A 20,324-nucleotide genomic window follows, 5' to 3' on the forward strand; every position below is an offset into this window, starting at 1 on the left:
CTGAATCGTTTTTAAGGAGGAACACAGATGATGGATACGAAGCTGACGACAAAAACAGCCGAGAAAGAAGGGGCAACAACTATGAATCAACCAGTAGCTGCGCAAGACAGTGTATACCGTGTCGACAATTTAAACTTATGGTACGGCGATGACCACGCCTTAAAAGATGTCAACTTAGATATTAAACAAAACGAAGTCACGGCAATCATCGGACCGTCTGGGTGCGGGAAATCGACATTCATCAAAACCTTGAACCGGATGGTCGAGCTCGTGCCAATCGTACGGACGAACGGTGTCATCGAATATAACGGCCGGAACATCTTCGATAAAGAATATGAAGTGGAAGAATTACGGACGTCCGTCGGAATGGTTTTTCAGCAACCGAACCCGTTCCCGAAATCGATTTACGATAACATCGCGTACGGACCACGTGTCCACGGTGTCAAAAACAAAAAGATTTTAGATGAAATCGTGGAACGTAGCTTGCGAGGTGCGGCGATTTGGGATGAAGTCAAAGATCGTCTGAATGAAAATGCCTACGGATTATCAGGTGGGCAACAACAACGTCTTTGTATCGCGCGGTGCCTTGCAATCGAACCGGATGTCATCTTAATGGATGAGCCAACTTCAGCACTCGACCCGATTTCGACACTCAAAGTCGAGGAACTCGTCCAGGAGTTGAAAAAAGAGTACTCGATCATCATCGTGACGCATAATATGCAACAGGCAGCACGTGTCTCAGATAAGACGGCATTCTTCTTGAACGGAGAAGTAGTGGAGTTTGATCAAACGGATCGTATCTTCTCGAATCCGAGTGATAAGCGGACAGAGGATTATATTTCAGGACGATTCGGATAATTAGGAGGAACTTTCAATGGCAGCTCACCGTACGATTTTTGGAGAAAATCTAGCAGTACTCGATCAAAAAGTCTTTCTTCTTGCCCGCAAGACGATGCAACAGATTGCGACGACAGCAGAAGCACTTGAAAAATACGATCTCGACATCGCGCGTACAGTGATTGAAAATGATAACGAACTTGATGCGCTGGAACTTGAAATTAATGATGATGCGATTCTTTTGATTGCGAAACAACAACCAGTGGCAACGGATTTACGTCGACTCGTGACAGCGATGAAAATCGCAACAGACTTAGAGCGGATTGCCGATTATGCCGGAAACATCTCGAAAGCGGTTTTACGTGTCGAAACATTTCCTTATGTCATCGACATCTCGCTTCTAAAAGAAGCGTTTGAAACATTGCTTGATATGACGGAAACAGCCATCGTCGCCTATCGCGATGGTGATATCGAAAAAGCAAAAGCGTTATCCGATCTCGACAACATCATTGATGAGACGACATATAAAGCGCTTCGCCAATACATGCGCCATATGTCATTGCAACCGATTGTTGTCGATGAAATCATGCAGTTTACGAACATCTGTCGCTACATCGAACGGATGGGCGACCATTTGACGAACGTCGGGGAGCACCTCATCTATCTCGAAAAAGGGAAACACTACGACTTAAATAACTAACTTGAGTAGGTACGAGGAAAATCCTCGACCTACTTTTTTTCGTAAAGGAATTTGAAACAAGTTTGTAGAATAGGAAAGAAGTGAATAAAGATAAAGAGGTGATAGGTAATGCTTGATAAAATCATAAAATTAAAAGAACAAGGACTGACGACAAAACAAATCGCTGAGAAATTAGAGTCGACGGAAGGGAAAGTGAAATATGCGTGGAGTAAGTACCGAAAATCACTTTCAGAACCAACGGACAAAAAAACAGCAACTCCTAAAAAACAACAGAAAACCACTCCATCGATGAAAGTGGCTGCGAATGAAATCGTTCCTGCTGTCATCGCCATACCATCGCTTGAACGGGATGCATTCGGGATGGCGACGCACTATGAAGATGACATCATGCATGCCATCGTTCAATCGCCGACGGCATTGTACGTGTACTGGGAGCTCTCGGAGTTATCTCGTAAAATGTTAGAGACGCATTACCATGCAGCGTTCGATTCATTCCGTAAAGAACTTCGAATCATTGATGTGACGTTAGTCGAGTATGAAAAAGGTGAAGCGAACCGGACGTATCAATTTGAACTGCCGGAAATGACGAACTCTTGGTTCGTTCGTCCGTTATCCCCAAACACTACATACATCATCGAATGGGGAATTCAAACGATTGATGGTGACTTTGTTCCGGTACTACGTTCGAAGCCGGTCGAGACGCCGCGTGACGAACCTGTCGTTGAAGGGCGATTCGCTGAAGTCGTCGCTCGTTGGCAAAATGGAGAAGTCGAGCAACCGGAATGGGTAGAAGTTTTACGACCGTATTCTTATTTCGACCGAATTCGTTGAGCTAAAAGATAGAAAGAAGGAGAGGAAGAGAAAACATGCGCAAAGGCTATTTTTCACTCGTTTTACATGCCCATTTACCTTATATTCGTCATCAGGAAGCTCATCGTCTAGAAGAGCGTTGGATGTACGAAGCGATTTCAGAAACGTATATTCCGTTATTATGGGAAATTGATCGTCTGGAGCGTCCGCTCGGATGGACGATTAGTATTTCTCCACCCGTCATTGAAATGCTTGCGGATTCACTGATTCAAGAACGTTATGTAGAGCATTTAGATGATACATTACGCTTAATTGATCAAGAACTTGACCGCGATTTAGTGGCGGAAGAACGGGATGCCCTGCTTTTCTACAAAGAACGGTACCGTGACTTAAAAAATACATTCGAACATTGGGGTCGCGATTTAAACCATGCCTTCCGTCATTATAAAGAAGCGGGTTACCTTGAATTGATGACCTGTACGGCAACGCATGGTTTCAGTCCGCATATGTTATCAGAGCAAGCTGCCCGGTCAGAGATTCAAACTGGATTAAACTGTTTCGAACGTCATTATGGATTCCGTCCGACGGGGCTATGGATGCCGGAATGTGCCTACACACCAGGTCTTGATAAAATCATGTACGAAGAGGGGATTCGTTATACATTCGTAGACGAACATTCCATCTTAAACGCTGATCCTGCTCCGAAACACGGCATCGGCGCACCGGTCTATTCGCCACATGGTGTTGCACTGTTTCCGCGCGATCAAATCATTTCTGGACGCATTTGGAGTTCTGTCATTGGTTATCCGGGACACCCGAACTATCGTGAATTTTACCGCGATCTTGCCTATGATCGGGAGTGGGACCAAATTGCAGAATTCATGCATCCTGAAGGACTCCGCTACGATACGGGCTTAAAATTACATCGTGTTACAGGAGAGTCCGATCAAAAGGCTTTTTATGTCCGCGACTGGGCTTGGAAACAAACGGATGAGCATGCAGCTGACTTTGCGGAAGCATTGGCGGAGCATCTTGACCAGCACAGTGGACAAGACTTCCCGCCGTTTCTTGTCACAGCGCCATTTGACGCGGAATTATTTGGTCATTGGTGGTTTGAGGGACCGGACTTCCTCGGTAAAGCCATGGAACGACTTGAAGATGTTGGGGTCGAATCGATTTCACCTACAATGTTCCTCGAGCGTCATTTTGGCGACATCGAGACGGTGCACGTCGCAATGGGGACATGGGGCCGGAAAGGGTATGCGGATGTGTGGATCAATGAACGGAACGACTGGATGATTCGTCACTTGCATCAACTTGAAAAACGATTAGCCGGTGTCATGGCGCGTAATCGTCATCAAGATGGTTTGACGGTCAAAGCAAAACGTCAATTGATTCGTGAATACTTGCTCGCGGTTTCGAGCGACTGGCCGTTCATTCTCGATGGACAGACGACGGCACAATATGCGGCAAATCGATTCCGTGAACATATTAAGCGATTTGAAGAAACGGAGCGGTTACTTGACGCTGGAGAATTAACGACCGACTGGCTTGAAACGCGTTATGCCGAATATCCCTTCTTAGCGGATACAGACATCGAACCAGACGTCTATTTGACGACGCATGATTACTATGTTGCGGTGCAACGTGAAACGTCATGGAACGATGCCGCGATTTTACTCGTCGCAAAAGATTACCAAGATTCGAACCGACCAATTGCTGAGTTTGCGAAGCGATTGGCAGGAGCGGGAGAAAATGTCTATGTCATCACAGAAAATGAGACGGCTTATCGATTTGAAGATGGCGTTCATATTTACGGCGTCCGCATGACGGGCCTACCGCTCGTTCAGACTTACAATCAGTTGGCCGGATTAAATCTTGCCGTGTTGCGTCAAGCGCAAGCCCTGCATAAAATCGTAGAATTCCGCCTTGTCCATAACTTTACGATGGAGACGGCGTCGGCTGCTCAATCGTTTGCTGAGATCAATCAGTTGCCGCTTGTCAGCAATGTGTACAATCTTGAGAGTGAACGTTCTCCAGCGAGTAGCGGTGGTTTAGTTGTTGCGATTAAACGATTAGAGGGCGAAGCACTTCGTCATTCACAATTGATTTATTTAGAACGTGAAGAAGCGAGACAAGGAATCGAAAATGATTATCATGTTGCTCAAAAACCGCTTGAATTCCAAGTGAACCTTGAAAAACCATACGAACAATTGGCGATTCAGAAAAAGAACGGATGAACAGTTGCAATTCCGTTCCTTTCTTGGTACGATACTTGAGTATGCTTAACCTTATGTAAAGCAAAAACACTTGATACATTGAGAGCTAGATAGGAGGGAATCCCATGCGCGTTAAAATTACTTTGGCTTGCACTGAAACTGGTGACCGTACTTATATCACTAAAAAGAACAAGCGTAACAACCCAGAGCGTCTTGAGTTGAAGAAATACAACCCACGTCTCCGTAAGCACACACTTCACCGTGAAGTAAAATAATTGAGATGGAAGCCGTCACCTTGTGTGATGGCTTTTTTTGTGAATGGGGGAATACTATATGAATAAAAAAGCAGCGCGACGGGTAATCGGTGAGCGACTGAACGAGTTGGAAAACCGGCAGGAGCGGGAACGACGAATTGCAGAGCAGTTATTTGTATTGCCAGAATGGATGAGTGCGACATCAATTGCGGTGACCCTCTCGTTTCGAAACGAATGTTCAACGGATCGAGTCATTCAACAAGCATGGGCGGATGGAAAACGTGTCGTCATTCCGAAGGTCATCGGTCAAGAAATGAGATTTTTTGAACATTCGTCAAGCAGTCGACTGATTGAGAATTCGATGGGGATTTTTGAACCGGATGCAACTGCTTTTGAAATTGCATTGCCGACGATTGATCTTTGTATCGTACCGGGTCGTGCCTATATGCGTAATGGCTATCGCTTAGGATGGGGTGGTGGGTTTTATGATCGTGCGTTGATTGATTTTTCAGGTCCGACGCTTTCGATTGCATTTGCCGTTCAAGTCGTGGAACGATTCGAAGTAGAATCATTTGATCGCCCGGTTGATACAATTGTCACTGAAGATGAGGTCATTCAATGTCATTAACTGTTCTTCTATTCATCTGCTTAGCTCTCGGATATGCTGGCTATCAATTTGGATTATTAACGAAAAGCGGTGCATTGTTGACGATACTTGTCGGCAGCACGGTCGTCTATGCGCTCGATTATGAAGGATTAGTCCTGTTACTGTTATTCTTCGGTAGCTCTAGCCTGTTATCCAAACTCGGTAAGGCACGCAAGCAGTCCGTCGATCAAATCGTCGAGAAGGATGGTGCACGAGATGGTTGGCAAGTACTTGCCAACGGTGGAACCGCTATGCTTGCTTCGATAGGCGTTGTACTGACAAATGAATTTGATTTTTTATTAGTGTTCTTGATTGTCATTGCTGCTTCGAATGCAGATACATGGGCATCCGAGATTGGTCCGCTTTCTAAAAAAGAACCGATTTCAATCCGGACGTTTAAACCGGTCTTACGAGGAACGAGCGGCGGGGTATCTTTACTCGGGACACTCGCGACAATCATCGGTGCATTATTTATCGCGACAGCGGGTGACATTCTATTCGATTTGTCCGTAAAGCAATGGTTGATCGTCGCGGCCGGAGGTGTCCTTGGCAGTATTCTCGATACGGTGTTAGGCGCTACCGTTCAACGAAAGTATCGTTGTCAGATTTGTGGCAAAGAAACCGAGAAAAAAATCCATCATGGTACTACGACACAATATGTCCGAGGGTGGAAGTGGCTAGGGAATGACGCCGTTAATTATTTGTCCAGTACGCTAGCGGGGCTGATTGGTTTCATGTTGTATCGATTGTGGTAATGGAAGGTGAAGTACCTGACTTCCTTATGTTAGGATATTGTTGACACAAATTAGACAAAATGTGACCGTTTACACAGTCTTTAATAGTTTGTGAAAGATGTTACAATCTAATTGTGAGATAGTTAACAAACTTTTAATTTGTTTGGAAGGGTGGACATATCGGATGGAATTACATGCTAAAGTTACACGCGTTGCGTTAATTGGTGCGGGGGCAGTAGGATCAAGTTTTGCGTATCAAATGACGACAGCTGGACTTTGTGAAGAACTTGTCATCATTGATGTGAATAAAGCAAAAGCTGAAGGGGAAGCGATGGATTTAAATCACGGGACGCCATTCAGTTCTTCGCCGATGCGAATATGGGCAGGGGATTACGGGGATTGTAAAGATGCCGAAGTCATCGTGATCACGGCCGGTGCACCACAAAAACCGGGTGAGACACGACTTGACCTCGTTGCGAAAAATGCTTTAATCATGAAAGAAATGATGCGCCAAATCATGGAATCAGGATTTGACGGCATCATCGTCGTTGCATCAAATCCCGTTGACATCATGGCACATTTAGCATGGAAATATTCTGGTTTACCAAAGTCACGCGTCTTCGGATCAGGAACGGTACTCGATACGGCACGCTTGCGCCAAATGTTAGGAGAATACTTTAATATCGATTCACGAAACGCCCACGCCTATATTTTAGGTGAGCATGGCGACACGGAATTCGCTGCCTGGAGCAACTCAAGAATCTATGGAAAAACGATTGATGAACTGCTTGCAGAAGACGATCGTTATTCTCAAAAAGATTTAGATCAAATCTATATCAATGTACGCGATGCAGCCTATCATATCATTGAACGAAAAGGTGCAACATACTATGCGATTGGACTTGGTCTCGTTCGGATCGTCCGTGCGATTCTCGGGAACGAGAACTGTTTGTTGACTGTAGGAGCGCACGTTGACGGACAGTACGGGATTTCTTGTATTCATATCGGTGTACCTGCCGTGATTAACCGACAAGGTGTGCGCGAAGTCATCGAGGTGTCGCTGACGGATGAGGAATTAAAAAAATTCCATCATTCGGCGGAAGTTTTACGTCAAACGATGGAACCTGTCTTACGTTAAATCGGAAGCGTCAATCGTACCCACTGAACTCGGGCAAACGGAGTTTCAGTGGGTACGATTTTTTGATTAGAAAAAAGGACGCGATAAAAAATCTGAAAACTAGGTTTTATTTTACTAGAAAAAGGTTATGTTAGGGATAGAAGAGTTTTTCATGTCTTAAGAAACATTAGAAAACTCACAAAGGGGAGAAACGATAGTCATGTATACATTTCGAACGTTAACAAAGGAAGATGCAGAACAGTATTGGCGCTTACGCCTCGAAGGGCTAAAAAATCATCCGGATGCATTTGGTCATTCTTTTGACGATGAGCAACAAACGCCGCTCGAAGAAGTTCAAGAGGGGCTAGAAGGAGATCCGGAGTCGGATGAAGTTTGGATCGGGATATTCGATGAAGATACATTGTTTGGATTTGGTCAGGTCAAACCGTACGAACTGTCACGGGAATCACATAAGGCGATGATTTCTGGTGTCTATATCTCACCGGATTATCGTGGGGGCACGGGGCGCGCCCTGATGGAGGCCTTGATTGAAGAGGCGAAACAAATTCCGGAAGTCGAACAAGTCATTCTAGCCGTCTTGTCAGGAAATGAAGCTGCTCAAAAACTCTATGAATCACTTGGTTTCGAAGTATATGCAGAAGACCCTGATTCGGTCAAACTAGAGGATGGGACGTATCGAGATGACATTTGGATGAAAAAATACGTCTAAATGAAAGAGTTAAGAAGTCATTTAAAGGATGAAAGTCGTAGCGCAACTGTTGCTATGGCTTTTTTTCATAGCAGGCGGTCGCTTTTTTTGATTGTGCATTCTTTTTCGACTGGAGAGAGATATTTGGTATCATAAGAAGAAAACGATTTCATTAAAATAAGCCGTCCTTCCTTAAAAAGGACGTCAAACGAGGAGCGAACAAGATGAAAGCTGTGATTGAGACGATTCGTGAATTAGTAGAAATCCCAAGTCCGACTGGATTTACCGCGCATGCTCTTACATATGTAGAAAATCGATTTAAAGCAGAAGGAATTACGTATAAAAAGTTAGAAAAGGGAGCATTGCTCGCTACGTTGCCCGGACAGTCTTCACGGATTCGTTTGTTGACAGCACACGTCGATACGCTCGGGGCGATGGTCAAAGAAATTTTGCCGACAGGTCGACTGACGTTATCACAACTTGGCGGTTATGCGTGGACGGCAATCGAAGGTGAAAATTGTCTCGTCCATAAAATGGACGGACAGACCGTTTCAGGAACGATTTTGTTCCATCACTCAAGCGTCCATACGTCACGCGTGACGAACACGGAAGAGCGAAATGCGACGAATATCGAAGTGAGACTCGACATCCGGTCAACGACAGCAGAGGAAACACGGGTAGCAGGGATTGAAGTCGGTGACATCGTGACGTTCGATCCGCGATTTATTCATACCGAAACAGGCTTCGTCAAATCACGTCATCTGGACGATAAAGCATCCGTCGCCCTGTTGCTCGAACTGATCAAGGAATGGAAAAACGAGACATTGCCGCATACGACGCAAATTCTGATTTCAAATTATGAAGAAGTCGGATTTGGTGGGAATGCCGGTTTTTCTGAAGACGTCGCAGAATACATCGCTGTCGATATGGGCGCATTAGGAGAAGGACAACACTCGGATGAATATACGGTATCAATCTGTGCGAAAGATAGTTCAGGACCGTATGATCTTGCATTACGTCATCAGTTCACACGTCTTGCCCAAAGCCATTCGATTCCGTATAAGGTCGATATCTATCCATATTACAGTTCTGACGCTTCAGCAGCCGTCAGTGCGGGGCACGACGTCCGTCATGGACTGCTTGGTCCAGGAATCGAATCGAGTCACTCGTATGAACGGACGCATGAAGCGTCACTTCAAGCGACGTATGATTTACTGAATGTGTTCGTGAAGGAGAAAATGAATGATGAAAACACTTTATGATGTGCAGCAGTTATTGAAAACGTACGGGACGATCGTCTATTTAGGCGATCGCGAGTCGGATATAGCAATGATGATGCTCGAACTCGATGAGCTCGAGCAAGCCGGTGTGTTAGAAAAAAAGCAATATGATTCAGCGAAGGTGATTTTGGCACATGAATTCAAAAAATCACGACATTCGTAAGAAAAAAATCTTGTGCAACCCTTTGCACAAGATTGCCGTTCAGCTAAACTAATAGAGATGAAATCATTTACGAATAAGGGAGCTATGCAGATGAAATGGTTACTCGGGATTGATATTGGTGGAACGACAGTCAAGATGGCAATTCTTGATTTACAAGGCATCATCGTTGAAAAATGGGAGATCGAGACGGTTATCCTGAATGATGGGGAACAGATTCCAGGCGACATCGCGACATCTTTTTTTGAGAAATGTAAAGAAAGTAATAAACGTCCGGAAGACTTCGTTGGTGCCGGAATCGGTGCACCAGGCTTCATCGACTTTAATACCGGTGTCGTCGAACGTGCCGTAAACATCGGTTGGAATAACTTTGAGTTGATTGGTGAATTTGAACGATTGACGGGTTTACCGGCTGTTATTGAAAATGATGCGAATGCAGCGGCAATTGGTGAGATGTGGAAAGGTGCCGGTAGTGGAGCGACGGAGTTACTTGCTGTGACACTCGGGACAGGCGTCGGTGGTGGATTGATTACGAACGGTCAAATCGTTCACGGGACAGTCGGGATGGCAGGAGAAATCGGGCATATCACGATGTTAGCAGAAGGCGGCGTCCTGTGCGGTTGTGGACGAAAAGGATGTCTTGAAACGATCGCCTCTGCGACCGGTGTGGCACGTCTCGGGCTCGAAAAACGAAAAGGACAGGAAACGGTTCTGAACGATATTCAAGCCGTGACGGCGAAGGATGTCTTCGATGCCTATACGAAAGGCGACCGGGTTGCGACGGAAGTCGTCGAGGAAGTGACGTTCCATCTCGGATTAGCAATCTCGAATCTCGCGAACAGCATCAATCCGGAAATGATCGTTATCGGTGGTGGGGTTTCAAAAGCAGGGGATGCTTTGATGGTACCGCTCAAAAAACAATTTGAACGCTTCGCGTTACCGCGTGTGTTTGAGTCGACGACTTTCAAAATTGCTGAACTTGAGAATGACGCAGGTGTCATCGGTTGTGCATGGCTTGCGAAACAAATGTTCTTGAAAAAATGATTTCATTAAATTTCAGAAAAAGGTTCGCTTTTGCGAATCTTTTTTTTGTTTACAAACGTAAGGAAAGTATGTGATTGTTAAGTATCTGCTTTGTTCAGGTTGCATTTTTGTAAAAGTAAGCGTAAAATTTTCACGTGATACGGGTATAAATAGAATATGGATTGACGTGTAAAAGTTCCAGGTCAAGAACACACGTATATTAGGAGGCAGGTTTTTATGCAGCAAGACTCTGGCATTTGGTCGCGCATGCGACTAAAGGTAGGCCAAGGTGTGAAAAGCACCTACACAGAACATAAACTTTTTTGGATTGCGACATTGTTAATTTGGTTAAAAACGTATGTAGCATACACGCTGTTTTTCGATGTTCCGATTACGAATTCAGCACAAGCATTCATCTTACTGATTAATCCAATCAGTTCGGCGCTCTTCATGTTTGGATTTAGTTTCTTCTTCCGTGGTAACGTTCAAAAATGGTTCATCTACGGAATACTCGTCCTGGCGACGCTCGTTCTTTATGCGGACATCATTTTCTTCCGCTTCTTCAATGACTACTTGACGTTACCGGTCTTGTTCCAAACATCAAATGCTGAGACGGTCTCAGCATCGCTTACATCATTGTTGACATGGGCAGACTTATTGATTGTCGGCGATCTATTGATTCTTCCATTCTTCTTACGGAAAATGGACATGTCTAAAAATGTCGCGTCACGAGGACGCGCGATTTTAGCGTTCGTCGCAGCAACTGCTGTCTTCCTTGGAAACTTGGCACTTGCTGAAACGGAACGTCCGGAACTATTGACACGGGCATTTGATCGCGAACTACTCGTCAAAAATATCGGAACGTTTAACTTCCATATGTATGACGCGTTGATTCAATCAAAAACATCAGCACAAAAAGCTCTTGCGGACAGTTCTGAATTGTCGGAAGTTCAAAACTTCGTCGCGTCGAAGTATGCTGAGCCGAACCCGGTCATGTTCGGTAAGTACGAAGGTAAAAACGTCATCGTGATGTCATTCGAATCGGCCCAATCATTTGCGGTTGGTCTGAAAGCGCCGAATGGTCAAGAAATCACACCGAACTTAAACAAATTAATTAAAGAGTCACATTCATGGGATAACTTCTACCATAATACGGGACAAGGGAAGACATCGGATGCTGAATTCATCTTAGAGAATTCAATCTATCCACTTGGGCGTGGTTCTGCGTTCTTTACGAATGGGGAAAATGAATTCCGGGCAACACCAGAGATGTTAAAAGAAGACGGCTATTATTCTGCCGTGTTCCATGCGAACAATAAATCATTCTGGAATCGTGACATCGTCTACAATAGTTTTGGTGTCGATCGTTTCTTCTCGGAGACCGATTATGATCTCGGTAACCCGGATGATTTAACGGAGTGGGGTTTACTCGACGACAAGTTCTTTGAACAGTCGTTACCAATGTTGAAAGATCTTCCACGTCCGTTTTATTCGAAGTTCATCACATTGACGAACCACTATCCGTTCGAAATGCCGAAACCGGAAGATGAACTTGTCCCACCGCTTGAGACGAGCTCGACGACATTGAATCATTATGTCCAAGCCCTCGCATACCAAGACATGGCACTCGGTAAGTTCATCGATGGTCTGAAAGAGGATGGTACATGGGACGATACAATCTTCATGTTGTATGGTGACCATTACGGAATCTCGACGAACCATAACGCGGCGATGGCGGAACTCCTCGAAAAAGATGAGTTGACGGCATATGACGTCGCTCAGTTGCAACGTGTTCCGTTCGTCATTCACTTACCAGGACAAACTAAAGGTGTGAAGCACGAAGAAGTGGCGAGTCAAATCGACATGAAACCAACGTTGCTCCACCTATTAGGAAAAGACTTTAAGGATGAAGTCTTATTCGGAACAGACTTGTTCTCAAAAGAACATAAAGATTACGCCTTGTTCCGTGATGGGTCTATCATCACCGATAAAACCGTTTATACACAAGAAACGTGTTATGACCGGAAAACAGGTGAAGAAGTGACGGATGAAGAAAATGGAGCCATCTGTAAAGAGGCAGTCAAACAGTCTGAAAAAGAACTCGGTCTGTCGGACAAAGTCATTTACGGTGACTTGCTACGTTTCTTACAAAAGTCTAAATAAGTCGTGATAAACACTAAAATAGCCGAAATCCCTCTACGTCTTAAGGGATTTCGGCTTTCTTTTGTTCGTACGATCCGTTTCGCAAGACTTATGACGACAAAAAAAGGTGAGCCTTCTCGACGAGAAAGCTCACCTTTTTAATGTTTATCCAACGATTACGATGGGATTCCACCGAAAATCAGCGTCGCAATACCGAACCAGCCGAATAGTACAACAGTCAGTCCAGCAAATACGAGTGGAAACATTTGGCGTTTCTTAAGTGAACGGACGACGGCCCAAACACCGACGAGTGCTACGATGAAGAAAAGCCAACCGATTGGTTGATCCAAATGCATGACGTACTCCCCCTTAAAAATCACGTTATGAAGTTCACGAAGATTTCACTTAAATCTCACTTTTTAGTTTAGCTGACTATCCGCCTAAAGTCGAGAGGGGGAAGAGGGAAGTTTCGACAATTTCGTGTATAGTAGAAAAGAATGATGTTTAAAAGGAGTCTGATCATATGGAAATCGTAAGTATTACTTCAGGTATCGCCTCGGAAAACGGATACCTTCTTTTTCGAGATGGGAAATGTCTCGTCATTGATCCGGGAACGGAAGATATGCGTTTCTTTGACGAAATCGAGCAGCGGAACGCGCAAGTCGAAGCAATCCTCTTAACACACGCTCATTTTGATCACATCGGTGGCGTTGACATGTTGAGACGATTCACATCGGCTCCAGTCTATCTTCATCAAAAAGAAGCAAAATGGTTGGCGAATCCCGATTTAAATGGATCGTCGAAGTTTGGTGTGCCGCCGGTCAAAGTCAAACCGGCTGAGCATCGGTTAGAGCCTGGACCACTCTCAATCGGTAGTTTTAACATGCATGTTCTCGAGACGCCTGGGCATTCGCCTGGTAGCGTTACGTTCTACTTCAAAAATGAACGGGTTGCCTTTGCCGGCGATTTGTTGTTTAAGCAGAGTGTTGGGCGGACGGACTTACATGGTGGCGACCAAGACACGTTGATGCGCTCGATTGATCGAATCATCGCTGAGTTGCCGCATGACACGACGTTTTACCCTGGACATGGTCCGACGACAACATTGCGTCAAGAAGTTAAGAACAACCCGTTCTTTTGATTACGTGTAAAAAAACGCCTTCTCTTCGATTGAAGAGAAGGCGTTTTTTTATTTTACATCTGGAAGTTGGACCAATACGTGAAGACGATAAAGAATACTGTTAAGTAAGCTGCAAAGATGTAGACATACGTTTTTTCAGTTAGGCGAAGATAGCCTAATGCTGCAAAGAAGACAGTTTGTGCCAAGAAGACAAAGCCCATAACTAAAAATGAATCCGTATGCTCACTTGAGCTCGCGTCGCCGCCGAGTGCGCCGATAAATGCCATGACTGCAATGATTCCAGTCCAAAATCCGAGTACGCGGTACATTCTCCCCATTCATATAACCCCCTAAATCCGACAGATAGTCAATATACGTACTTATTTTACCAAGCAAACAATCATCCGTCCATCATGTTCTAGTGTTTGTTAAGGAATAACTGTGAACAAAAGATGAAGTTTAATAAAAAGTTGTACAATAGTTGTACAAAAGGTGTACAAAGTAAAAAAACCGTGGTATAGTTTCTGTAATGAGAAGCGCATATTTTGAGAGGAGGAGCAACAATGGCAAATGAGTTGATATTTTTCACGTATCCGAGCTGTACATCTTGTCGTAAAACGAAATCATGGTTAAAAGAGGAACATGTTGATGTAGAAGAACGCCATCTGTTCAGAAATGCTCCGACAGTGGACGAATTGATGGAATTGTTGAAATTATCGACAGACGGCATCGAAAGTTTACTCGCAACACGCAGCCAAGCTTTCAAAGATCTTGGGATTGATGTAGAGGATATGAAATTAAGCGAACTACTCCGATTGATGAGTGATAATCCGAAACTGTTACGTCGTCCAATCATTACTGATGGCAAACAACTCGTAATCGGGTATGATAAACCAGGTCTTGAAACACTAGCGAAGCGCAAAGCACGCTTAATCGCCCAAGTATCTTAAAGAAGCCGAGTTGTTCGGGCTTCTTTTTTTTTGTACTTTTTTAAGTAAGGAGGTGTCATGTTGAGAGAACTTGTCAGTCAATTGATTCAGCGATTTGCAAAAGGTGGTGTCACCGATGTGCATTTTGTTCCAGATGAACAGATGGCGCGTGTCATTTGTAGGACGGCCGACGGATTAAAGGAACAAGAAGCAATCCCTTTTAGTCAATACAGTTCAATCGTTAGTCATATTCGCTATGAATCCAACTTGAAAGAACAAAATGAACGGATTCCGCAAAGTGGTGTCTATCCGGTTGACCAAAGCGGGATGCGGGTCTCGATTTTACCAAGTCGTCACGGGGACGCGATGTCATGGCGCTTCTACCGGGCGGTTGTCTCGAGTGAGATTGCATCGACGCTTCTCAATCCGATTGAGGATTTAGAATGGCTTCAACAACAAAGTCACGGTTGTATCATCATTTCTGGGACGACGGGGGCAGGTAAGACGACGATGCTCTATTCCTTGATGGCATCGATGGAAGGCAAGCGGATCATCTCTGTCGAGGACCCCGTCGAATGTACGGTGCCTGGTGTCTTACAGCTTGAGTTAAATGAAAAGGCCGGTTTTGACGCGACACGTTGTTTTGAGGAAATTCTTCGGGCAGACCCGGACTGGATTGCTTTTGGGGAAGTTCGAACTGCTGAAGCGGCACGACTCTCGATCAATGCTGCTCTTAGTGGGCACGTCGTCGTATTTACTTTACATGCCGGAACAGTCAATGAAGTGTTGTTACGCTTAAAATCGCTAGGGATTTCAGGGGAGGAGTTAGCGGTCTGTAAAAAAATCATTCATCTTTACCGGGAGGAGGGGGATGTCCACTGTACAGTAGAAAACTTAACACGAACAGCAAATGTCGCTTTTTAAACCGATTTCATCGACTATTGTCAAAAGGCATTTCGACGAAAGAAACGTTAGAAATCTTACAACGATTCGAAGAGCCGATCCTTCTGCCGGTCATTGAAGAAATCAAACGTCGGTTAGAGAGCGGAAATCCGTTATCCATCGCATTAGAACCACTCGCCTTGTCCCCTTCGCTCCAGCGTCTGCTTCAGGTGGGTGATCAAACGGAACGCCCCTTGATGATTTTACAACAGGTCATTCGCTTGCTGGAGTTAGAAAATCAAATGAAAAAGAAATTTTGGAAAATGGCGCGGTATCCACTTGTCCTCGCCTCAAGCTTGATGTTACTTTTCATGTTTTATGCCCTCTACGTGTTTCCTTCCCTACTCGAGATGTCGAGTCCAGAAAGTCTTCCGCGCTTTTTAGTCTTAATTTTACACCCTTCAGCCAAGTACGTCCTTGCAGCGACTCCGATTCTGTTACTTTCAATCCTCCTTCTCACCTTTCGTCTGATTCCGGTCAAACGGCTATTACAGTTTAAAATCATTCAGAAACTCCTTCAGTTGTATTACAGTTACTTGTTTACGATTGAGATTGGTTCCTTTATTGACGCAGGTTTCTCGTTAGAAGAGGCTTTCCGCTCGCTTGAACAGGGACAGACGGGAAAGAAACAACAAATGTACGCGATGCTTCACCAACATCAACAAGCGGGCACCTCGTTATCTGAAGCCATCTTACAAGAACAAATCATTGATGTTGAAACCGTTGGGCTCGTTCACCTTGCTCGAGAAAGTGGTGACCTAGGTCCATTATTGCTAGCACAAGCCAGTTTGTTGCATGAATCGATTGAAGAAGAGTTAGAGAAAAAACTGCTGTTGATTGAACCGGTCTTGTATGGAGGCTTGACGATCATGACAGGCAGCTTATTTTTTATTTTGTACTACCCGATCCAACTGGCGATTCAACAACTTCCATTTTGAAGAAAGAAGGAGTTTTGATTATGAGACGATTCTTGAAAAACGAACGTGGATTCACTTTACTTGAAATGGCTGCTGTCTTATTAATTATTTCGCTACTGCTGCTCGTATTAATTCCGACGATGACGAGCGGGAAAGATCAAGCGAAAGGTGTTAGTTGTGAAGCGAACATCCGTGTCATTCGTTCCGAGGTCAACCTCTATTATGCGAAAGAAAAAAAATATCCGGAAACATTGCAGACGATTAACCGTGGTACTGCTGAAAAACCAAATGAACTGCTCTGCGATCAGGAGACGTATACCTATGATTCAAAAACAGGCGAACTTACGAAGTGACGGGTTTACATTGATTGAAATGAGTGGAGTCTTAATGATTACAGGTCTGCTGTGCTTATTGTTATTGCCGACTGTTATTGATCGGCGCCCGGCAATTTATTTACTCGAACAAGATATTGCGATGATGCGGCAAGATTTTCAGACGTTACGGTTACTGCAATACTCTAAAACGGATAATCAAAATACCATTCAATTTCGATGGCGTGCAGACGGGGCGGGATATTTTATCATGGTGAACGATCGAATCCTGTGGCAGAGAACGTTTCAACCTGGTCATAGTTGTATCATCCCGACGACCGGGCGAGTGATTTACTTTAAAAGTTATCATTCGACCTATGCCTCGACGTGGTACTGCCGTTCAGCAAAACAAGAATATGAAATAAAATTCCTCCTCGGAAATTATCAAATGTTGATTCAACAAATGAGGTGAAATGGCATGCGGTCAAAGGTAAAAAGAGTTGTTTGCTCGGAGGAAGAGCGTGGATTCACTCTCCTTGAAGTGATGCTCTCACTTGTCGCCATCAGTTTGTTCTTAGTATTAGCGATTGATCCTTACTTGAATTTCGAAAAACAAAAAACACAGTTAATTGTTGAGACACGGCGCTTGGACGAGATGGCATCGAAGCAAGTGGCGGGTGATTCGACGGGGTATCGTGTCGAGGAAGGGAAGTGGTGTCTTGAAACGTTATGCCTTGCGAGCCGAATCCGGAACGACCCTCCTCGAAATTTCAATGGTCCTTTGGTTGAGTCCTCTATTACTCCTTGGATTATTGACGATGACACAACTCGTTAGCAACGCCAACCAAACAGAATGGATGGAAGAGGACCTGTTTTTTCATACCGTCGAACGATTGATGTGGCGCAGCATTGAGTGTGGATTAGTAGGAGAAGAGCTGAGGGGGCGGGATGTCGATCCAGGAGAGGAGCCGATTAAGTGGCGGCTCGTTCGTGTACAAAATCAAATACGGCTCAAAAAAGAGTTTGGAGGCGAACTGACGTATGCCCACGACGTGACGCATTATCGAATCAAAGAAGACGGTGCCTGAATCGTAATCGAACTCAATCAGCGGTCTCGAACTTACGCCTGCAAGAAACCGGCTTCATCCTGATTCAAACCTTATTGATTCTGATAGGAATTGGTGCCATGATGCTACTAGGCTGTATGCGGATGGATGAGACCATCAAACAGTATAAGCTAGAGCAAGAGGCGCTTCAACTCGAGTCCCTTGTCAGAGCGGCATCACATGACTGTCGCCAAGATGAGACGATCCGTTATCCGATTGGACGAGTTACTTGTATCCGAACGGATAAAGGCTTTAAAATGGAAGCAATCTTAGATAATGGACAAAGAATCGAGGCGGTCGTTTCGGATGGATAAGGTTTATGTAATTGGCTTTATGGGAACTGGTAAAACAGCGATTGGTCGGAAGTTAAGCGAACGATATGACGTAGATGAACTGGATGAACGTTTTGTTCAAGAGTATGGTCAATCAATTGCTGATTTTTTTGCAGCACATGGTGAGGCAGGGTTTCGAGCGCGCGAAAGCGAATTGTTACGAAACAGTCAATCACAAATTGTCATCACGGGTGGTGGAATCATTGAACGACCCGAAAATCGTACATGGATGAAGGAAACGGGTACGGTAATCTGGATTGATACACCATTCGATTCGATTTGGAGACGAATTGAGTCGGACCGAAATCGTCCCTTAGTAGGGAAGTACGAGACTGTGAAGTCTTTGTATATGCGCAGACGTCCTATCTATGCAGACGGTGCGGACCTTCGTTTAGAGGGAATGAAATCGATTCGGGAGCTAACGGCAGAAATAGAATCGGTATTGGAGGAAAAGTCATGATTTGGATTAACATTGGAATCATTGTAGTAGCGATCCTCGGCTTAGTTGCTTATGGATTTGTGCTTTATAAAAAGAAGATTTCACAAGACTTACGGCTTGTAAAACAGTTGTTGGAGCGATTTACGATCCGCCAGCAAACGTTGCAGGCAGGCGTCGACCATACGACGAATCGGATTGATCAAATTAAAGGAAATGTCGATCATCTTGTGAGTGAAGGGAAGCGTGTTGAGCAAGGGGCGCGTCAACTAATGGTTGAAGGGCAACGACTTTCAACAGAAGTTCAACATACAGCTGGACTCAAGCAATTTTGAAATGGCTTTCATTGAGCGAATGTGAAACAATAGGAGAGAAGGGACTTTGTCCTTTCTCTCTTTAGTTTTGTTCAATTTCCGAATAAACCTAGAAAAATAGGTTTGAAGTTGGTAGAATATAAATGAAAGTTGAACATTAAAGAGAAAAGGAACATAAAATGTTCGTAAATAGGGGGATATGTATGAGTCAGACGACATTGAAGAGAACGCCATTGTTTGAAACGATCGCACCGATGGGGAAAATGGTCGATTTTGCAGGGTTTGAAATGCCGGTTCTGTTTTCATCAATCAAGGAAGAACACATTGCAGTACGTGAACAAGTAGGGATGTTCGATGTATCTCATATGGGAGAATTGTTAGTGACAGGTCCTGAAGCATTAGCGTTTCTTCAAAAGACGCTGTCGAATGATATCTCTAAGATCGCCATTGGACAGGCTCAATACAATGTTTTATGTCAAGAAGATGGTGGGACGGTCGATGACTTGCTCGTATATCGACTGGAAGAGGAAAAATATTTACTAGTCGTCAACGCCTCGAATATCGAGAAAGATGAAGCGCATCTTCGTTCGTATCTGGAAGGAAACGTGTTACTTGAAAACCAATCGGATGCGTATGGGCAGATTGCCGTCCAAGGTCCTAAAGCAGAAGAAGTCCTGTCGTCGATGACGGAGCTCGCATTAAATGAAATTAAATTTTTCCGGTTCGTTTACGGGAAAGTGGCAGGCATCGACATGTTAGTTTCGCGCAGTGGTTATACGGGAGAAGACGGATTCGAGTTATATATGCCGGCAGCAGATGCAGAACATGTCTTTAAGACACTACTTGAAGCAGGTGTCGTTCCATGTGGTCTTGGCGCGCGTGATACTTTACGTTTTGAAGCGTGTTTACCACTCTATGGTCATGAGTTATCGGCGACGATTTCACCAATCGAAGCAGGGATGGGGTTTGCCGTCAAACCACAAGCGAAAAAATTCATCGGGTCAGATGTGCTCGCACAACAAAAAGAACAAGGCGCACCACGCCGTTTGATTGGACTTGAACTCGTCGATAAAGGGATTGTCCGTCAGGATGCTCCGGTTTTACTGAATGGAGAGACTGTTGGTTTTGTGACGACAGGGACGTTGCCGCCGACAATCGGTAAAGCCATTGCCTTGGCGCTCGTACCAGCAGAATATGCGACAGAGGACCAGTTCGAAGTGGAAGTACGTGGAAAGAAACTAGCCGCAAAACGTGTGAACACACCGTTTTATCGTCGAGCCAACTAA

27 protein-coding genes are annotated in these 20,324 nt (G+C 44.6%); 25 read left to right on the forward strand and 2 right to left on the reverse strand.

Features of this window, described 5'->3' with window-relative positions; all coding sequences use genetic code 11:
- Positions 1-81: 81 nt before the first annotated feature.
- From pstB to KNP98_RS04080, 13 genes are all read left to right on the forward strand, one after another.
- Positions 82-858, forward strand: a complete 777-nt coding sequence (pstB, locus tag KNP98_RS04020; RefSeq protein WP_239456901.1) for a phosphate ABC transporter ATP-binding protein PstB — start codon at positions 82-84, stop codon at positions 856-858.
- Positions 859-874: 16 nt separating this feature from the next.
- Positions 875-1,537, forward strand: coding sequence for a phosphate signaling complex protein PhoU (gene phoU, locus KNP98_RS04025; RefSeq protein WP_088836587.1), 663 nt, complete (start codon positions 875-877; stop codon positions 1,535-1,537).
- A gap of 108 nt (positions 1,538-1,645) precedes the next feature.
- Positions 1,646-2,368 carry a DUF4912 domain-containing protein gene (locus KNP98_RS04030; RefSeq protein ID WP_214769929.1) on the forward strand — a complete coding sequence of 241 codons (723 nt, stop codon included), beginning with the start codon at positions 1,646-1,648 and terminating at the stop codon, positions 2,366-2,368.
- Positions 2,369-2,403: 35 nt separating this feature from the next.
- Positions 2,404-4,587, forward strand: coding sequence for a glycoside hydrolase family 57 protein (locus KNP98_RS04035; RefSeq protein WP_214765399.1), 2,184 nt, complete (start codon positions 2,404-2,406; stop codon positions 4,585-4,587).
- Positions 4,588-4,691: 104 nt separating this feature from the next.
- A complete protein-coding gene (rpmG, locus tag KNP98_RS04040) occupies positions 4,692-4,841 on the forward strand; it encodes a 50S ribosomal protein L33 (RefSeq protein ID WP_012369771.1) in 150 nt (49 codons plus the stop codon).
- Positions 4,842-4,899: 58 nt separating this feature from the next.
- On the forward strand, positions 4,900-5,448 hold the full coding sequence (locus KNP98_RS04045) for a 5-formyltetrahydrofolate cyclo-ligase (RefSeq protein WP_214810731.1): 549 nt from the start codon (positions 4,900-4,902) through the stop codon (positions 5,446-5,448).
- Positions 5,439-6,221 carry a DUF92 domain-containing protein gene (locus KNP98_RS04050; protein WP_214765397.1) on the forward strand — a complete coding sequence of 261 codons (783 nt, stop codon included), beginning with the start codon at positions 5,439-5,441 and terminating at the stop codon, positions 6,219-6,221. Before KNP98_RS04045 ends, KNP98_RS04050 begins: the two co-directional genes overlap by 10 nt.
- A gap of 163 nt (positions 6,222-6,384) precedes the next feature.
- Positions 6,385-7,338 (forward strand): L-lactate dehydrogenase, encoded by a 954-nt coding sequence (locus tag KNP98_RS04055; RefSeq protein ID WP_214810734.1) that lies wholly within the window; start codon positions 6,385-6,387, stop codon positions 7,336-7,338.
- A 199-nt stretch (positions 7,339-7,537) separates the two neighbouring features.
- Positions 7,538-8,047 (forward strand): GNAT family N-acetyltransferase, encoded by a 510-nt coding sequence (locus tag KNP98_RS04060; RefSeq protein ID WP_088836593.1) that lies wholly within the window; start codon positions 7,538-7,540, stop codon positions 8,045-8,047.
- Between the two features lie 203 nt (positions 8,048-8,250).
- Positions 8,251-9,288 (forward strand): M42 family metallopeptidase, encoded by a 1,038-nt coding sequence (locus KNP98_RS04065; protein WP_214810736.1) that lies wholly within the window; start codon positions 8,251-8,253, stop codon positions 9,286-9,288.
- Positions 9,272-9,469, forward strand: a complete 198-nt coding sequence (locus KNP98_RS04070; RefSeq protein WP_029332990.1) for a YqgQ family protein — start codon at positions 9,272-9,274, stop codon at positions 9,467-9,469. The genes KNP98_RS04065 and KNP98_RS04070 overlap by 17 nt, the downstream gene beginning before the upstream one ends.
- A gap of 84 nt (positions 9,470-9,553) precedes the next feature.
- Positions 9,554-10,510, forward strand: coding sequence for an ROK family glucokinase (locus tag KNP98_RS04075; RefSeq protein WP_214769935.1), 957 nt, complete (start codon positions 9,554-9,556; stop codon positions 10,508-10,510).
- A gap of 216 nt (positions 10,511-10,726) precedes the next feature.
- Entirely contained in the window at positions 10,727-12,652 is a 1,926-nt protein-coding gene (locus KNP98_RS04080; protein WP_034801229.1) for an LTA synthase family protein, read from the forward strand.
- A 155-nt stretch (positions 12,653-12,807) separates the two neighbouring features.
- Here KNP98_RS04080 and KNP98_RS04085 read toward each other — a convergent pair whose 3' ends face one another.
- On the reverse strand, positions 12,808-12,987 hold the full coding sequence (locus KNP98_RS04085) for a DUF2759 domain-containing protein (protein ID WP_029332993.1): 180 nt from the start codon (positions 12,985-12,987) through the stop codon (positions 12,808-12,810).
- 167 nt (positions 12,988-13,154) lie between these two features.
- Here KNP98_RS04085 and KNP98_RS04090 point away from each other — a divergent pair, with 167 nt between their 5' ends.
- A complete protein-coding gene (locus KNP98_RS04090) occupies positions 13,155-13,772 on the forward strand; it encodes an MBL fold metallo-hydrolase (RefSeq protein WP_088836596.1) in 618 nt (205 codons plus the stop codon).
- A 53-nt stretch (positions 13,773-13,825) separates the two neighbouring features.
- Here KNP98_RS04090 and KNP98_RS04095 read toward each other — a convergent pair whose 3' ends face one another.
- The gene (locus tag KNP98_RS04095; RefSeq protein ID WP_012369782.1) at positions 13,826-14,089 is read right to left on the reverse strand and encodes a DUF2626 family protein; all 264 of its coding nucleotides are present in this window, start codon (positions 14,087-14,089) and stop codon (positions 13,826-13,828) included.
- Between the two features lie 225 nt (positions 14,090-14,314).
- Between KNP98_RS04095 and KNP98_RS04100 the strand changes: the two genes are divergently transcribed.
- The 11 genes from KNP98_RS04100 (at position 14,315) to gcvT (ending at position 20,324) form a co-directional block, all read left to right on the forward strand.
- Positions 14,315-14,701 (forward strand): Spx/MgsR family RNA polymerase-binding regulatory protein, encoded by a 387-nt coding sequence (locus KNP98_RS04100; RefSeq protein WP_029332995.1) that lies wholly within the window; start codon positions 14,315-14,317, stop codon positions 14,699-14,701.
- A 57-nt stretch (positions 14,702-14,758) separates the two neighbouring features.
- A complete protein-coding gene (locus KNP98_RS04105) occupies positions 14,759-15,604 on the forward strand; it encodes an ATPase, T2SS/T4P/T4SS family (RefSeq protein WP_239456848.1) in 846 nt (281 codons plus the stop codon).
- A gap of 17 nt (positions 15,605-15,621) precedes the next feature.
- On the forward strand, positions 15,622-16,560 hold the full coding sequence (locus tag KNP98_RS04110; RefSeq protein ID WP_251132126.1) for a type II secretion system F family protein: 939 nt from the start codon (positions 15,622-15,624) through the stop codon (positions 16,558-16,560).
- Between the two features lie 20 nt (positions 16,561-16,580).
- Entirely contained in the window at positions 16,581-16,892 is a 312-nt protein-coding gene (locus tag KNP98_RS04115) for a competence type IV pilus major pilin ComGC (RefSeq protein WP_088836598.1), read from the forward strand.
- Positions 16,861-17,322: a prepilin-type cleavage/methylation domain-containing protein gene (locus KNP98_RS04120; RefSeq protein WP_251132127.1), complete on the forward strand. Its 462-nt coding sequence runs from the start codon at positions 16,861-16,863 to the stop codon at positions 17,320-17,322. Before KNP98_RS04115 ends, KNP98_RS04120 begins: the two co-directional genes overlap by 32 nt.
- A 6-nt stretch (positions 17,323-17,328) precedes the next feature.
- Positions 17,329-17,685 carry a type II secretion system protein gene (locus KNP98_RS04125; RefSeq protein WP_214769941.1) on the forward strand — a complete coding sequence of 119 codons (357 nt, stop codon included), beginning with the start codon at positions 17,329-17,331 and terminating at the stop codon, positions 17,683-17,685.
- Positions 17,570-17,938, forward strand: coding sequence for a hypothetical protein (locus tag KNP98_RS04130; protein ID WP_214810813.1), 369 nt, complete (start codon positions 17,570-17,572; stop codon positions 17,936-17,938). The genes KNP98_RS04125 and KNP98_RS04130 overlap by 116 nt, the downstream gene beginning before the upstream one ends.
- A 98-nt stretch (positions 17,939-18,036) precedes the next feature.
- Positions 18,037-18,270: a hypothetical protein gene (locus KNP98_RS04135; protein WP_239456854.1), complete on the forward strand. Its 234-nt coding sequence runs from the start codon at positions 18,037-18,039 to the stop codon at positions 18,268-18,270.
- Complete coding sequence (locus tag KNP98_RS04140; protein ID WP_088836600.1) at positions 18,263-18,748, forward strand: shikimate kinase; 486 nt, start codon at positions 18,263-18,265, stop codon at positions 18,746-18,748. The genes KNP98_RS04135 and KNP98_RS04140 overlap by 8 nt, the downstream gene beginning before the upstream one ends.
- Positions 18,745-19,059: a hypothetical protein gene (locus KNP98_RS04145; RefSeq protein WP_088836601.1), complete on the forward strand. Its 315-nt coding sequence runs from the start codon at positions 18,745-18,747 to the stop codon at positions 19,057-19,059. Before KNP98_RS04140 ends, KNP98_RS04145 begins: the two co-directional genes overlap by 4 nt.
- A 182-nt stretch (positions 19,060-19,241) precedes the next feature.
- Complete coding sequence (gene gcvT / locus KNP98_RS04150) at positions 19,242-20,324, forward strand: glycine cleavage system aminomethyltransferase GcvT (RefSeq protein WP_214765385.1); 1,083 nt, start codon at positions 19,242-19,244, stop codon at positions 20,322-20,324.

Source organism: Exiguobacterium sp. s127 (assembly GCF_018618695.1).
Taxonomy (GTDB): domain Bacteria; phylum Bacillota; class Bacilli; order Exiguobacteriales; family Exiguobacteriaceae; genus Exiguobacterium_A; species Exiguobacterium_A oxidotolerans.

Excerpts from the sequence above, each read along its gene's own strand:
- pstB (WP_239456901.1), top strand. The coding sequence starts at position 82 with ATGAATCAACCAGTAGCTGCGCAAGACAGTGTATACCGTGTCGACAAT.
- phoU (WP_088836587.1), top strand. The coding sequence starts at position 875 with ATGGCAGCTCACCGTACGATTTTTGGAGAAAATCTAGCAGTACTCGAT.
- KNP98_RS04030 (WP_214769929.1), top strand. The coding sequence starts at position 1,646 with ATGCTTGATAAAATCATAAAATTAAAAGAACAAGGACTGACGACAAAA.
- KNP98_RS04035 (WP_214765399.1), top strand. The coding sequence starts at position 2,404 with ATGCGCAAAGGCTATTTTTCACTCGTTTTACATGCCCATTTACCTTAT.
- rpmG (WP_012369771.1), top strand. The coding sequence starts at position 4,692 with ATGCGCGTTAAAATTACTTTGGCTTGCACTGAAACTGGTGACCGTACT.
- KNP98_RS04045 (WP_214810731.1), top strand. The coding sequence starts at position 4,900 with ATGAATAAAAAAGCAGCGCGACGGGTAATCGGTGAGCGACTGAACGAG.
- KNP98_RS04050 (WP_214765397.1), top strand. The coding sequence starts at position 5,439 with ATGTCATTAACTGTTCTTCTATTCATCTGCTTAGCTCTCGGATATGCT.
- KNP98_RS04055 (WP_214810734.1), top strand. The coding sequence starts at position 6,385 with ATGGAATTACATGCTAAAGTTACACGCGTTGCGTTAATTGGTGCGGGG.
- KNP98_RS04060 (WP_088836593.1), top strand. The coding sequence starts at position 7,538 with ATGTATACATTTCGAACGTTAACAAAGGAAGATGCAGAACAGTATTGG.
- KNP98_RS04065 (WP_214810736.1), top strand. The coding sequence starts at position 8,251 with ATGAAAGCTGTGATTGAGACGATTCGTGAATTAGTAGAAATCCCAAGT.
- KNP98_RS04070 (WP_029332990.1), top strand. The coding sequence starts at position 9,272 with ATGAAAACACTTTATGATGTGCAGCAGTTATTGAAAACGTACGGGACG.
- KNP98_RS04075 (WP_214769935.1), top strand. The coding sequence starts at position 9,554 with ATGCAGATGAAATGGTTACTCGGGATTGATATTGGTGGAACGACAGTC.
- KNP98_RS04080 (WP_034801229.1), top strand. The coding sequence starts at position 10,727 with ATGCAGCAAGACTCTGGCATTTGGTCGCGCATGCGACTAAAGGTAGGC.
- KNP98_RS04085 (WP_029332993.1), bottom strand. The coding sequence starts at position 12,987 with ATGCATTTGGATCAACCAATCGGTTGGCTTTTCTTCATCGTAGCACTC.
- KNP98_RS04090 (WP_088836596.1), top strand. The coding sequence starts at position 13,155 with ATGGAAATCGTAAGTATTACTTCAGGTATCGCCTCGGAAAACGGATAC.
- KNP98_RS04095 (WP_012369782.1), bottom strand. The coding sequence starts at position 14,089 with ATGGGGAGAATGTACCGCGTACTCGGATTTTGGACTGGAATCATTGCA.
- KNP98_RS04100 (WP_029332995.1), top strand. The coding sequence starts at position 14,315 with ATGGCAAATGAGTTGATATTTTTCACGTATCCGAGCTGTACATCTTGT.
- KNP98_RS04105 (WP_239456848.1), top strand. The coding sequence starts at position 14,759 with ATGTTGAGAGAACTTGTCAGTCAATTGATTCAGCGATTTGCAAAAGGT.
- KNP98_RS04115 (WP_088836598.1), top strand. The coding sequence starts at position 16,581 with ATGAGACGATTCTTGAAAAACGAACGTGGATTCACTTTACTTGAAATG.
- KNP98_RS04120 (WP_251132127.1), top strand. The coding sequence starts at position 16,861 with ATGATTCAAAAACAGGCGAACTTACGAAGTGACGGGTTTACATTGATT.
- KNP98_RS04125 (WP_214769941.1), top strand. The coding sequence starts at position 17,329 with ATGCGGTCAAAGGTAAAAAGAGTTGTTTGCTCGGAGGAAGAGCGTGGA.
- KNP98_RS04135 (WP_239456854.1), top strand. The coding sequence starts at position 18,037 with ATGATGCTACTAGGCTGTATGCGGATGGATGAGACCATCAAACAGTAT.
- KNP98_RS04140 (WP_088836600.1), top strand. The coding sequence starts at position 18,263 with ATGGATAAGGTTTATGTAATTGGCTTTATGGGAACTGGTAAAACAGCG.
- KNP98_RS04145 (WP_088836601.1), top strand. The coding sequence starts at position 18,745 with ATGATTTGGATTAACATTGGAATCATTGTAGTAGCGATCCTCGGCTTA.
- gcvT (WP_214765385.1), top strand. The coding sequence starts at position 19,242 with ATGAGTCAGACGACATTGAAGAGAACGCCATTGTTTGAAACGATCGCA.